This window comes from Paenibacillus sp. BK033 (assembly GCF_004345425.1).
GTDB lineage: Bacteria > Bacillota > Bacilli > Paenibacillales > Paenibacillaceae > Pristimantibacillus.
In genome coordinates, this window is sequence record NZ_SLVP01000013.1 from 46,331 (window position 1) to 60,211 (window position 13,881).

Annotated in this window: 11 protein-coding genes; 3 read left to right on the forward strand and 8 right to left on the reverse strand. The window is 52.5% G+C overall.

The features are described from left to right. Window positions 1-195: 195 nt before the first annotated feature. Window positions 196-1,701, reverse strand: a complete 1,506-nt coding sequence (locus EV294_RS27420) for a response regulator (protein ID WP_132312794.1) — start codon at window positions 1,699-1,701, stop codon at window positions 196-198. After that, on the reverse strand, window positions 1,698-3,470 hold the full coding sequence (locus tag EV294_RS27425) for a sensor histidine kinase (RefSeq protein WP_132312796.1): 1,773 nt from the start codon (window positions 3,468-3,470) through the stop codon (window positions 1,698-1,700). Before EV294_RS27425 ends, EV294_RS27420 begins: the two co-directional genes overlap by 4 nt. Window positions 3,471-3,603: 133 nt before the next feature. On the opposite strand from EV294_RS27425, the gene EV294_RS27430 reads away from it, so the two are divergent. The 3 genes from EV294_RS27430 to EV294_RS27440 are packed head-to-tail and all read left to right on the forward strand — an operon-like array spanning window position 3,604 to window position 7,117. After that, window positions 3,604-4,512: an ABC transporter permease gene (locus EV294_RS27430; protein ID WP_132312798.1), complete on the forward strand. Its 909-nt coding sequence runs from the start codon at window positions 3,604-3,606 to the stop codon at window positions 4,510-4,512. 12 nt (window positions 4,513-4,524) lie between these two features. Continuing rightward, complete coding sequence (locus tag EV294_RS27435; protein WP_132312800.1) at window positions 4,525-5,397, forward strand: carbohydrate ABC transporter permease; 873 nt, start codon at window positions 4,525-4,527, stop codon at window positions 5,395-5,397. 40 nt (window positions 5,398-5,437) lie between these two features. Further along, on the forward strand, window positions 5,438-7,117 hold the full coding sequence (locus EV294_RS27440; protein ID WP_165930830.1) for an extracellular solute-binding protein: 1,680 nt from the start codon (window positions 5,438-5,440) through the stop codon (window positions 7,115-7,117). A 219-nt stretch (window positions 7,118-7,336) separates the two neighbouring features. Here EV294_RS27440 and EV294_RS27445 read toward each other — a convergent pair whose 3' ends face one another. From EV294_RS27445 to EV294_RS27470, 6 genes are all read right to left on the reverse strand, one after another. Next, the gene (locus EV294_RS27445; RefSeq protein ID WP_132312804.1) at window positions 7,337-7,756 is read right to left on the reverse strand and encodes an SRPBCC family protein; all 420 of its coding nucleotides are present in this window, start codon (window positions 7,754-7,756) and stop codon (window positions 7,337-7,339) included. Continuing rightward, complete coding sequence (locus EV294_RS27450; RefSeq protein ID WP_132312806.1) at window positions 7,753-8,088, reverse strand: ArsR/SmtB family transcription factor; 336 nt, start codon at window positions 8,086-8,088, stop codon at window positions 7,753-7,755. Before EV294_RS27450 ends, EV294_RS27445 begins: the two co-directional genes overlap by 4 nt. Before the next feature lie 40 nt (window positions 8,089-8,128). Continuing rightward, window positions 8,129-8,551 (reverse strand): DoxX family protein, encoded by a 423-nt coding sequence (locus EV294_RS27455; RefSeq protein ID WP_132312808.1) that lies wholly within the window; start codon window positions 8,549-8,551, stop codon window positions 8,129-8,131. Between the two features lie 295 nt (window positions 8,552-8,846). Then, a complete protein-coding gene (locus tag EV294_RS27460) occupies window positions 8,847-10,475 on the reverse strand; it encodes an S-layer homology domain-containing protein (protein ID WP_132312810.1) in 1,629 nt (542 codons plus the stop codon). 57 nt (window positions 10,476-10,532) lie between these two features. Further along, entirely contained in the window at window positions 10,533-12,563 is a 2,031-nt protein-coding gene (locus tag EV294_RS27465) for an amidase family protein (protein WP_132312871.1), read from the reverse strand. A 610-nt stretch (window positions 12,564-13,173) separates the two neighbouring features. Then, entirely contained in the window at window positions 13,174-13,812 is a 639-nt protein-coding gene (locus EV294_RS27470) for an HD domain-containing protein (protein ID WP_132312812.1), read from the reverse strand. Between the last annotated feature and the right edge of the window lie 69 nt (window positions 13,813-13,881).

Here is a 13,881-nt window from a genome sequence, read left to right on the forward strand (position 1 = left end):
TTATTGTGCGTTAACCGTTGAACGGGTCTTTTTGGTTATTTAGTAGAGAAGGGTCTATGTTTTGCTATGTAGACGAAATGGAAACTTGTGCGAGGAACGAGAAGGTAGCGGGGAGTAGCGAAAGGCCTTGAGTGAGCGTGCATAGAAAAACAGCGTCCAAGGAATAAGAGATTCCTTGGACGCCGTTTCACGCCGTTAATGATTCTGCCGGAACTCGCTTGGCGAGATCTGAAAGTGCTTCTTGAACACGCTCGAGAAATAGGTGGAGTCCTCGAAGCCGACGGTCTGGCAGATTTCCGAGATTTTCATCTCCGTGTTGCGCAGCAGCACCTGGGCCTTCTGCAGCTTAAGCTTGGTGACGTAGCCGGTGAAGGTCTCGCCGGTTTCTTTTTTGAACAAAGTGCTCAAGTAGCTTGGATTCAAATGAATGTTCTCCGCCACTTGCTTAATCGATAGATCACTGTCCAAATAATGCTCTTCGATATAATCAATCGCCTGTTGAATGCTGTTCACATACGGGTTCGCCTGCTGCTTCCAGCGGTCCAGTCGGGTCTCAAAGTCCTGGCAGGCTTCCTTGAACCAGCTCTGTAGCTCCTTGCTTCCCGGCAGCTGGTCAATCGTCTGCAGCAGCGCCTCGGCCGGCTTGCGCTGATGGCTGAACAGCCCCAGTACCTCGGAAATCTGGCCCAGCGCAAGGGAGTGGTTGATCGCCAAAATCTTGCCGTCCGTCAGCTGGAGAGAGCAGGCATGCCTGCCAACCTTCTCAAAGTAGTCGTGCAGGGCTTGGAAATCCCCTGAGATAATAAGCGCCATGATCTTGTTCTTTACCGCTTCAATCGCTTGATGCCTGCCCGTGCGATGCACTGACTGAGGCGCCAGTGCCGGCTGCACGCGCTGTTCATTATAGGCGGCATAGGCCGACATCAGCTGATTGACGTCGGAGCTTGGGCCAAGTGGGATGTTTTCGATCTCAATGCCTAGATATTCGCGTACGGCAAGCTCCGCGTTCTCTCTCCAGCAAGCTGTCGCCAACTCCGAGGATACCGACAGGACAAACTGGTCCTCCTTCAGAATAAGCAGCTTGGCATCCGCGTCTTCGCTCAGTGCCAGCTCCTGGACGATGTTGTAGATTCCGTATTGCAGCACGTACAGATCGTCGGATCCGTAGTTTTTGCCTTCCGGAAAATAATCCGTTATCGTCACCAGCCACAGCCGGCTGCCTTCGAACATACGGAGGAAATGCGAGGTCAGCTCCTGGTTCATCTGGTATTTGAGCAGAATCGAGCGGAGCAGATGCTCCCGCGTCGTCTGTTGCTCCTTGCGCTTTGCCTGCAGCTTCTTGGAGGCGCTGCCCAGAATACCTGAAATATCGTCATCCGAGCAGGGTTTGAGCAGGAAGTCCATCGCTCCGTACCGTATGGCGGATTGCGCATATTGAAAGTCCTGATAGCCGGTAATGATGATGAACAGCGTATCCATCCCGTGCGAATGAATGCGCTCCGCAAGCTCAATCCCATTCATAACGGGCATGTGAATGTCCATCAGAATGAGGTCGGGCCTCAGCTCCAGCGCCTTCTGCCAACCTTCCTCACCGGTATCCGCTTCTCCGATGACGGTCCAGTTCCTGCTCTGCGAGATCATAAACTTCAGCCCTTCGCGGAAATTCGGCTGATCCTCTACAATTAAGACGGTTCCCTTCATACGGAGTCCTCCTTGCTGATCGGTAAAATAAAGCTGACGGTTGTTCCGGCATCAGGCCAACTCTCGAAGCGGAGCCCGTATGGCGTGCCATAGACGAGCTGAATTCTTCGTTCCACGTTATGAATGCCCAGATGATTGCCGTGAACATCGCGTTCACCTGCCGCCAGCTTGCGCAGCATCTCGGGCTCAATCCCTTTGCCGTTATCCGTTACATCCACCCTTAGATGCTCCTGCTCCCGATAAACGTGAATCCTCAGAAGCTTCTTATCCGCTTTGGTTTTATCGGCAAAGGCATGGACAAAGACGTTCTCCACCGCGGGCTGCAGAAGCAGTCTTTGCATTTCCATGCAGAGCAGATGCTCGTCCGTCCGGATATCCAGCTCCAGATCGGGGTGAAAGAGGGACATCTGAATATTAATGTAGCTCCGCAGCTGCTCCAGCTCCTCGCGCAGCGTGCTTGGCTGCTGGATCGGCTTTAAGGAATACTGCAGAATTTTCGAGAGAGATTGGATGATGCCGGCCGTATCCTTGGCATTCTGCAGATACAGCTTCCAATAGATTTCGTTCAATATATTGTACAAGAAATGCGGATTAAGCTGCGCCTGGATCGCCCTCAGCTCCGCTTCCTTCTCCCGCAGCTGCTTCAGCAAAACCTCATCCACCAGCGTCTGAATGTTATCGGCCATGTCATTAAACGACTCCCCGAGAAAAGCCAATTCGTCCTTGGAGCGGACCTCGACGCGGGTGTTCATCTGGCCCGAACGGAGCCGCCTCATCCCGGACACGAGATTGCCGAGCGGCCTCAGCAGCCTGGTGCTGGTGAGTGTCAGCAGCAGGCCGGTCAATAGGATGCTGGACAGGCCGGATATCGCGATGGTTTTCAAAATATCGGCATTACGCTTATCCAGCGCGCTTAGACCCAATCCGCTGATCAGCTTGAAGATGCCGGAATCGGAGGTGTTTTTCACGAACAGATAATTGCCGCGATTGGTAGACTGAACAATGGATGCCCTTTCTTCCCGATCATGCTGCAGAGGGATCGTCTCCGGATAATCCGATTCGGCGGAAGCGTCATCCTGGCTCCGCTGGCTAAACAACAGCCGGTCCTTGCGATCCAGCAAATAGACGATGCCATCATCTTGCCCGATATCGTCAATGACCTCGGAGAAAAAACCCTCGTCCAGCACCAGCACCAGCGTGCCGTACGTTTCCTGGAAGGTGCTCTTCATTTGGCGGGCGGCAATAATCATATAGCGGTAGCCGCTTGGGTCGGCCGAGCTGACCAGCTTGAGACGGAACCAGGTCAAGGCGCCGTTCGTGCCTTCCAGCTCCTGATTAATAATGCTGCGGGTAGGCTTGTCCAGCATGGAGACGGCGCCGTAATTCGCATTGTAGTAGCTGTCGCCACGCAGATTGAAGATGAACATGGCCCGGATATGGGGCGCGTCAAGCTTCGCCTGCGAGACCATGTCGTACATGAGCTGCAGCTGCTCGACTTTATCTTCGTTATTTAAGGAATTCGTCAAGATCTTCACGACGGTCGGATGGAAGACGATGGACTGCGAGATCCGTTCAACCTCATGGATATTCTGGTTGATCCGCTGGAGCGCCTGCTTGTTGTTTTGCAAGAACTGGCTGCGGATTTCCTCGCGGAACATGTTCTGATTGGACCGGTACACGATGATTCCGGTTATAGAGGAAGTTAGGATAACGATCAGCGACAGGCTGAGAATCAGCTTGACGACAAGACTTCGGGTATGAAACGGCATAATAAAGCAAGCCTCCTTGAAAGATCTAATTTTAGCTAAAGTTCCTCCAATTAAAGTTAAAGAAGTACCCTTTGCAAACGGATACACTGGTAACAGGTCAAAGGTTAACAGTAACTTGAAAGGAGGGAATAGCTTGAAATCAGCATCTAAGAAAGCCTTGTTCAAGAAAAATGTGCCTCTAATGTTGATGTTTGCTCCGGCACTTGCATATTACTTGATTTTTAGATACTTGCCAATAGGCGGGCTTGTCATCTCCTTCGAGAATTACAACTTCTTCGACGGCGTGTTCCATAGTCCTTGGGTAGGGTTCAAAAATTTCGAGATGCTCTTCAGCAACGACAAGACGCTCCGGATTATTTGGAATACGTTATGGCTCAGCGTGCTGAACCTGGCGGTTGGCTTCCCGGTACCGATTATTCTGGCGCTGATGATTAATAGCGTTAGACGTTCATGGTATAAAAGATTCGTTCAAACGGTCGTCTATCTGCCGCACTTTTTCTCCTGGGTTATCGTAGGCGGCATGGTCATTACGCTGTTCTCGATGGAATCCAGCTTCTTGAACCATTGGATTGCGAACAAGTATGGCGAGCCGTACCCGTTCCTGTACAAAACCTTCTCCTGGGTGACGATCTTCGTCGGATCGGGCGTATGGAAGGAGATGGGCTTCAGTACGATTATTTATCTGGCTGCGCTCACGTCGATCTCGCCGGCCCTGTACGAAGCGGCGGCACTGGACGGGGCAAGCAAATGGAAACAAACCTGGCACGTAACGCTGCCCGGCATCAGAGGCACGATCATCCTAGTGCTCATTCTCTCCATGGGACGAGTCTTAGAGGTTGGTTTCGATCAAATCTACAACCTGCGGAATGCCATGGTATCGGATATCTCCGAAGTGATCAGCACGTACATCTATACGCTTGGCATTCAAGGCGGACAATTCAGTCTGACAACGGCGCTTGGTTTGTTCGAATCGGTGGTGGCCTTTATTCTTATTCTGGGCGCAAACCTGATTGCCAAGAAATTCAATAGCAACTTGTTCTGAGGTGAAGCGAAGATGAGAGAATCTTACGGAGACAAAATAACAAGAATAGGGATTTCGATTCTCCTGCTGCTCATTTCGATCTCGTGTCTGGCACCCGTCATCAACATTCTATCCATCTCCTTCAGCGGTAAGCAGGCGGTCGAGTCGGGGCAAGTCTTGCTCTGGCCGATTGACGTCACCCTGCAAAGCTATTCCGCTTTATTCGAAGGAACGCGGGTGCTGGCTTCACTGTGGAACGGGGTGGTTATGACAGTTGGCGGCGTCCTGATCTCGATGGTGTTTACGATCTGTGCGGCTTACCCGCTCTCGAAGGGCTATTTCTACGGCAGAAGAACCTTTACGCTGATGCTGCTCTTCACGATGGTTTTCACCGGCGGCTTAATCCCGACTTATCTGGTAGTCAAAAGCTTAGGCATGATCGACTCGTACTGGGCGATATGGATGCCGGGTGCGGTCAGCACGTATAATATGCTCATTATGCGTTCCTATTTCGAGGGCATCGAGCCGGAGATCGAAGAGGCGGCCCGAATTGACGGCTGCAGGGAGATGTCTCTGCTGTTCCGGATCGTTCTTCCTCTGTCCATGCCGGTGATTGCAACCTTAATCCTGTTCTACGGCGTAGGCTATTGGAACAACTTCATGAACGTACTCATTTATATCAATTCGACCGAAAAATATACGATTACCGTTCTTATTCAGCAAATGATCGCAAGCCAGTCGCTGCTTACCGAATCGCTGGCGAACGATACGTCTGCTCTGGAATTAGTGCCTGAAGGCATCAAATCGGCTGGTATTATCGTCCTTATCCTACCGATGGTCGCGATCTATCCGTTCTTGCAGAAATATTTCGTAAAAGGCGTCATGCTTGGGTCTGTGAAAGGTTAACTTTACATTATGGCGATGGGGGAATAGAGATATGTTAAAGATGACGAAGAGAAATGTCTTGCTGGCTGGCACATCGTTAACCCTGCTTGGGGTTCTGGCGGCCTGCGGAAGCAACGACAATGCAGATAACAGCGGCGGCAAATCGGCCGACGGCGGCAGCGGCAAAAAGCCAACGATCAGCGCAACCGTCTACGACCGCGGATTAATTGCGGCGTCCGAAGGCACGATGGAGAAAAACCGCTGGACCCAGTGGATTAACGAGAACAGCCCGACAAGCGTGAAATTTACGGCTATTCCGCGGACGGAGTCCAAGCAGAAGCTGAATACGCTGTTCGCATCCGGCAGCGCGCCGGATCTGATCTTCGAGTTCGATCCTAACATCAAGAACCCTCTCTATGACCAGAAGCAGCTGATGCCGCTCGACGATATGATTAACCAGTACAGCACGACCTACAAGAAGCTGCTGGAGGACAACCCGATTCTGAAGCAGGTATCCGTCAAGTCGGATGGCAAAATCTATGAGTTCGGCAAGCTGAACGAAGCGATTCCGCAGTTCATTATCGCGATCCGCCAAGACTGGCTGGACAAGCTGAACCTCGCCATGCCGAAAACAACGGAAGAGATGTATCAGGTGGCGAAGGCGTTCACCGAGCAGGACCCGGACGGCAATGGCAAGAAGGATACGTACGGGCTTAACGTAGGCCCGGGGCTTGGGGATATTTTCGGCGGAACCAACCTCAGCAACTCCTATAAAGACGAGAACGGAACCCTGGTACGTACTTGGGATAACTTCGAGGAATACATCGACTTCACCAAACGTCTCTATGACGAAGGCATTATCGATAAGGACTACATTACCGACAATAACGGAGCGAAGGCGCGCCAGGACTTCCTGAACGGCAAGACGGGCATGTTCCTTGTTCAATCGAATTACAGCTTCTGGAACCGTCTGTGGATTACGGATTATGCAACGCTTCAAGCGAATGCGCCGGGCGCCAAGCTGGAAATCATGCCTTATCCGAAATCCCCGCGCGGCCAGTTCATTAACTGGATTAACAATCCGGTGCAGCTGACGGCCGTTGTGAACCGCAATACGAAGAATCCTGAGGCGGTCATGAAATACGTGGACTTTCTGTCCGAGCCGGACACCGGCAGAACGCTGACGAACGGTATCGAAGGCGTGCATTGGCAAGCGGGAGCAACAGGCTGTCCGAATCCGATCGACCAAGAGAAGAACAAGACGGAGCTTGGCTACCTGGGCCAGGACTACAACATGATCTTCTCGGTTGTAAGCGGCGGCAAATGCTCGTTCACGGCAAGCAGCTTTAACCCGGATAAGCCGGATGAGAAGCTTGCGAAGGATAAGTTCAAGGAAAACATGGACATCTTCTACAGCATGATCGATCAAGGTGCCGAGTTCCCTGGACTGACTCACCTGGAGCATCTGCCTACCGTTCCGCAGGACCTGCTGGTAGACTTCCAAAATGCCAACACCGAGATCGGCAACCTGATGAGCAAAGCGATTGTAAGCGGCGCAAGCTATACCACGGATAAAGCGTTAACCGAGATGCAGGCGCTCTGGAAGAAGTACAACGGCGAGAAGCTGGACGCGTTCTATCAAGAGTGGTACACGGCCAACAAAGATACGGCGCTGATGCCGGACGATATCTTCCAGATCGTGAAGGATCAGAAGGCGACGCAGGAAGAGATTTTGAAATAGTTTGATTTGAAATATAGAATGGCCCCCGGGAGCTAATGCTCTTCGGGGGCTGTTTGTTTTCTAATCGCTCGATGGCTGTCATGAGCTATATCGGTCGTCTGAGGCTGATTATGCTGTAATCAAACCAACGTAATCCAAGTTGTTGGGCAAAAACGCCTGATTTTGCTGCATGCAATCCAATGTAGCTAAAAAGCTGCCGGGTGACAGGCCCGTTTAACCTTACGCTACGAGCTTCTCAAGCTCGCCGCACCATTTGCTCCAGCCGTACTTGGCGCCATGCAGCGCTTGTTCATTGGTGATTCCGGCTTGCTCGAGATGAAGGTTAACCTTGCCGTTACCCGCGTCTTGCAGCGTCCAAGTGACGGTATGCTTCATCCCGCCGCTGTTCCACGTATAGGACAATTTATCGTAAGCGTCCACCGTAAGCACTTCGCCGTCAATAATGCCGTCCCAATATTCGGATGGCTGCGTGCGGAACTGGAATTGATGGCCGACCTCGGGCTTGAAGTTGTTTTCCATCGCTTCGCCGGTATGGATATTAGCCACCCACTTGCCAAGCTTGGCGGAATCGGTCAAAGCCGACCACAGCTTCTCGATCGTTGTTGCGTACTGAAAATCCATGGATAACGTTAAACTCATTTCTCTTCTTCCTCCTCTAATAGTTGATTAAGGCGCTGCAAGTTTGTGTTCCAGGACTTGCTGTAGAAGGCTACCCAATCCTGGATTTCTTTGATGGGGGAGGCGTTCAGACGGTATCGCGTCTCCCTGCCGATTTTCCGGTCAAGGACAAGTCCGGCGCTTTTTAGAATGGCCAGATGCTTGGATACGGCTGTACGCCCCATGGGAAACGGTTTCGTTAACTCGTGAAGAGGGATTTCGTCGTTAGCCTCGGCTAACAGGCGGATTAACCGGCGCCGGGTTGGATCGGCAATGGCTTCGAAAACATCTTTGAACGGATCGTTCTCGCCCACAACACTCCCTCCAATAGAGTAAACCTCGAATGATGTGACCCTAGAGCTTGCGGCTCTCCGGACGCAGCGCCCACGATGCGATATTTAATCCAGCGTAGAACAGCGGAAGAATCACGTTAAACCCGCCGGCGCCGTAGTCGTGATCAAGCAGGTGGGACATAGCGGCGCCTGTCATCAAGAAGAAGATTCCGGCATGCGTCCATTCCTTCAGCCGCGGAAAACGCGGTGCGAGAACGGCGATCACTCCGAGCAGCTTCCAAGTTCCCAGAATCTGCATGATGTACAGGGGGTAGCCCAGATTTGCGACGAGATCAACGTTGCCGCCTATTTTCATCAGCTGCCCGAGACCGCTCAGCGTAAGAGCCGCCGCAAGCAGCGACGTTACGGACCAATAGGCCATTTTTTTTCCTTGAAGCTTCGTTCCTGCATTTGCGGCGGTTACCGCGCCAACTGTTTTACTCATTTTCATTTCCTCCTCGAATGGGTTTTGTTTTATGCGAGCTGCGACTTGGCTGATAGACGTTTGCGTTTATTTGACACCATTTGGTGTCGGTTTATGTGTTTAGTATATGACACCTTTTGGTGTCGTGTCAACGGCATTTTGGATAAACTTTGTAAAAAGTTTTAGAAAGGGCGGGGGAATACAGTTGCGGCTTATTTATGGAAGGAATGCAAACAAACGAAAAAACCGGAAGGGAAATAGAGTCCCTTCCGGTTCTGCTGAAGATACGAATGGCTATGTTCCCGGCGAACCGGGCTTACAGCTTGTTTATGATTCCGTAAAGCATTTGGGCGGCTTCCGCGCGGGTCGAGGTGCCAAGCGGAACGAATTCGCCCTTCGCACGTCCTTGAACGATACCGAGCGATGCGGCTTTCTTCACGTTATCCAGCGCCCATGCAGAGATGGAGGCCTCGTCCTTGAATGGCTCGGAAGCCGTAACCGGCGGTTTGCCTTTCATTAATTCGTAGCCCCGCATCGCGAGCGTAACCATCTCCTGACGGGTAATGTTGGCGCCCGGAGAGAACGTTGTGCTGCTTACGCCTTGCACGATGCCCGCTTTGTACGCCGTGGCAACGTCGGCCGCATACCAGGCGCCTGCGGGAATATCCGTGAAGGCAGGCGTTCCTTCCGCCTTCAGGCCAAGCGCCCTGACAAGCAGCGCCGTGAATTCGGCGCGGGTAATGCTGCGGTTCGGCTCGAAGGTGGATGCCGTCGTGCCGGTTACGATCTGCTTCGCGAAGAGCTCCTTGATGACGCCGGACGCCCAGTAGCCGCTAGGGACATCAGAGAAGTTCTTGTTGATCTCAAGCACCGCATAAGCACTGAAATGCGAGAGCAGCGCGGCATAAACGCCATTCTCGTACGTCCCGCCCACGAACTCGGGGGTTCCGCCGTCCGGGAGATAGAAGATGGACGCCAGCTTCGGATCAGTCGAGGCATCAATCGGCAATCGAAGCGTCACGGGCTCATTGAATTGATGCAGATCGTACGTTTTGCCGTCCGCAGCGATCCACTGCAGCTTCAGCTCGTAGCTGTATCCGCTTAGCTTGGTATCCGCTCCGAGTGTTGGCTTGGCTCCTCCGTCAACTGGCTTGATGGTTAAGGAGATCGAGCCGCCCTGCAGCTGCGCGGCGGTTAAGGTCTTCTTCAATTCGCTGAATACGCCTGAAGGAATGTCCAGCGCGGCTTTGCCGGAGGTGACGATGCTCAGCGTACCTTTCCCAAGCAGCTCGTCCGTATTGGAAGGCAGCTTGATCAAGGTGGCGGATGCCGGCACCTCAATCGGTTTGCCGTTTTTCACTTGATCGGCTGTTACCGTTAGCGTGCCTGCCGGCTCGGCAGGCACGCTGCCCGAGGATCCGCCGGATCCCCCTGAACCACCTGAAGGCCCGATTTGAACGGAGGTGCCATAATGACTGTCAATCGTGCTTGCGGCCAGTTCCGAATCGACGAGCCGGATCTTTCTAACCTCAACGTCGGCTTTTCCGTTAGCTGCTGCCGTAAAGGTGAAGGAGGCAAGATCCAGATCGCCGCTGTCGCCTGGCGAGCTTCCCGACTTCGTGTGGGCGAATACGAGATGGGATTCGCCTCCTCCGTCTGCGACAACCTTAGCCGGTGTGCTGAAGCCGACCAAGGCCGTCTTTTCGCTGCCTGTCTTGAACGTCAGCAAGTCGGAATCGTAATATACATGTAATTCGTAAGCATATAAATCCTGCAGCGTGCTTCCTTTTACCGTCACGGTTACCTCATCGCCGCTGTTCAGGGCGCTTTTGTCGGTTGAGACGGAAAAGGAGGGCGGATCAGCCGCGGCCATCGCGTATTGGGGGACGAGCATGGCTATCGCCAAGCAGATCGTCGCAAGCAAGGAAAGTCGTTTACGGGCCATAACAGATTCGTCCTTTCTCGTATATTAAAACGCCGGCGAAAACGAATGCCTTGTGCTTTATTTGCCGGTCAAAGCAGGAACCGACTTCGGCGCTTCACGGTGATGCGTTGCTTGCTCGTAGGCATAGCCAAGCTTGATCAGCTCGCCTTCCTCGTAAGGGCGTCCAAGCAGCTCGATGCCAACCGGCAAGCCGCTGGATACGTAACCGGCCGGAACGCTGATTGCCGGGAAGCCGGAGAATGGGCTGAGCCGGTTCGCGTTGCCGGAGCTGGAACCGGCAGGTCCCGAGGTCGAAGGATACAGGATCGCGTCAAGATCGTTGTCGGCCATCAAGCGAAGCAGCGACTGCTGCGTCGTGCGCGGACGGAACAGCACGATATCCTTGTATTCCTGCGTATCAAGCGACTCGACGCTGTTCCGCGTGGTCAACGTGCTCTTCAGAACCGACAGGAAGTCGGTGCCCGAGTTGATAATGTCCTGCAGGGAATGATAGCGGACCACGTTAGGGTCGACAAACCTGGAATTGGACAAGTAGTCGTTCAGGTTGAATTTGAATTCATAACCGCTAAGGCTCGGATATTTCAAAATATCGGCGACATTCGGAATGTTAACGCCTACTACCGTCGCGCCTTGATCGCGCATATCCTGGGCGGCTTGATTAAGCAGAGCCAGTACTTCCTGGTTGCTGCCTACAACGCTGCTGTCCAAGACAAGGCCGATACGGGCGCCTTTAAGTCCGTTCTTGTCCAAAAACTTCGTGTAGCTGACGGGCTTTCTTCCGACGCTTCCGGCTGTGGCGATATCGTTCGGATCGTAGCCGCTGACCGCGTCAAGCAGAATGGCCGCGTCGGATACGGTTCTGGCCATTGGCCCGCCTACGTCCTGCGACAGCGCGAGCGGAATAATGCCGTCGCGGCTTGTCAGTCCAATCGTTGGACGGATGCCAACAATGCTGTTCCAGGACGAAGGGATGCGGATCGAACCGCCTGTATCGGTGCCGAGACCGGCTACGGCAAAGTTGGATGCGAGCGATGCGCCCGTACCGCCGCTGGAGCCGCCCGGATTTTTGGTCAAATCGTACGGATTCTTCGTTTGGCCGCCCAGCGAGCTGAGCGTGTCCGTGTTAATGGCGAATTCGCTCAGGTTGGCCTTGGCCAGAATGATGGCGCCGGCATCCTTCAGCTTCTTGATCATGAAGGCGTCGCTGACCGTCTGGTTGTCCTTCAGGCAGGTACAGCCTGCGCTCGTTGGCATGCCAAGCGTATCGTAATTATCCTTGACGATGATCGGAATGCCGTGCATGAGACCGCGCGGACCCTGCTCCTTGCGCTCTTCGTCGAGAGCTTTGGCAGCAGCAAGCGCGTCCGGATTAACCGTAATAAGCGAATGGATATCGTCGTCGTATTCATTGATCCGGTCCAGATACATCTGAACGAGCTGCTCGGACGTCAATTTGCCGGCGGCCATGGCGTTCTGGATGCTCATGATATCGGCTTCCATCAGCTCGAAGGGCTGACCGTTGTCGTAGAGCACTTTTTTGCCTAGCGAGGCGAGATCCTGGACATCGATTGTATTGTTTTTGTTGAAATCGCCGTTTGCAGCCTTCGTCCAGTTCGGATCTTCCGAGGCAATACCGAAGTATTTGATCAGAACGGAGAGATCGCCTACATCGATAACGCTGTTATTATTCAGATCGCCCTCGGCTGCGCCTGTAATCTGGACGGCAAGCGATTCCTCCGGTGTTTGAACCGTGCTGCCGTCGTCGATCCCAAGCTCAACCGTGCCGCTGATTCCGCTTAGATCCGCAGCTGCGTTGGCTTTGAAGGTCAAGGTGAGGAGGGAGCCGGCCGTTGTGAGGCTGCCGGTTGTATCCGTCGTTACGATGGTCACCTTGCCGGACTCGGCGTTCACGCCGGCAATGCTTACGGCCGAATTCGCTGAAGTCGCGGATAAGTACTCAAACTGAGTCGGGTCATATTCGAAAATGAATTTTCCTGCAGTTGCATCGCCGGTAGCGCCCGTTAGCGATACGGATACGTCGAAGGAATTGCCGACCGAGGTGAGGGCAGGGCCGGAGAGCTGAACCATCGCCTTCGGCTCCTGCGCTTGGGTCTGCTCCTGGGCGGCAGGAAGGCTCGAGCCGCTGGCATAAGCGCCGGTGTTCAGGATCGGAGTGAAAAGAAGCGAGGTGCTTAGCATTACAAGGCTGGCTAATTTATAAATCGGTTTCATCATGGCGTCCTCCTTGGGTTGGCAAAGGCCAGTCTATCAATGTCAAATATAATAACTTAGTAGACACAAAGGCGGCAAAAGAGACTCATTATATATGACATGCATATTACATAATAGTACCTCCCTTGAATCTCTCTATCTCTCTTTCGCTTAATATTAGTTTTGTTAGCTAGGTTAATCAAACGAGATGAAAGCTTAAGAAACCGCTTAAATGCTATGTTTTGTATGATTTTCGCATTTTTTCGGTAGGGACCTCCTTAGAGTGCAAATTATGTAATATAAGTGTTAATTTTTATGACACAAGGTTCAAGAAATGGAAAAAGAGACAGTCATAGACCGCAAGGTCTCGACTGCCTCTAGTTGTGAATCGGGTGTTACGAAAAAAGACGAGGACTACAAAGATGACTTTGCAATCCTCGTCTTTTTAAGTTTTTTATCTACGGTTCCTCTTTAAGAATCGTGCCGACTACTCATGCCACGGGGAATGAAGAACGCTATGACAGAAATTAGGCCGCTTAAATCCCGGAAGCAGCATCTCGCACACATCGGCGTTAATCGTGCCGTATGTCGTTTCCGGCTTGTGCTTGAAGCCATCCAAGAAAGCGTGAAGAATCCCATGCTTGAAATTGTCGCGGGGAAAATGCTTGACGACTTGCTCCCGCGCTTCCGTCGAGATGAGATCGAAGTTCTTCCCTACGACATCGTAACCGACGCCAAAATTCATAAGCGCGACTTCGGCTTCCTTATATTCGACTATTCCTATTGTGGAATGAAGAGCTACGGCATCCCATGCCAGCCGAATAAACTCTTCCGAAACGCCTCGGCTTTTAAGGAAGTCGCGGACAGCGTTAGCCCCGTCGACCTCAAAGCGTTTGTCATCGCTTCGGAATTTAGGGGTAAGTCCAATATCATGAAAAAGCGAGCTAATATAAAGCAATTCAGGATCGTATTTGATTTGATTTAGGTTACCCTTCATCGCCGCAAACAAAAATACCCGGTTCGAGTGGTTCCACAATAGATCGTCGCCGTGCTCGCGCAATAGCTCGGCTGCTTCAACGGCTAGCTTGCTGTCGGGAATTTTAATATCCGCAATAAAAGTCGACATGGCCTTCATCCCTCTCTTTCGACAATGTTGTCGCTTCCTTGATCGTTTCTGCTTTATCGAATTGACGTT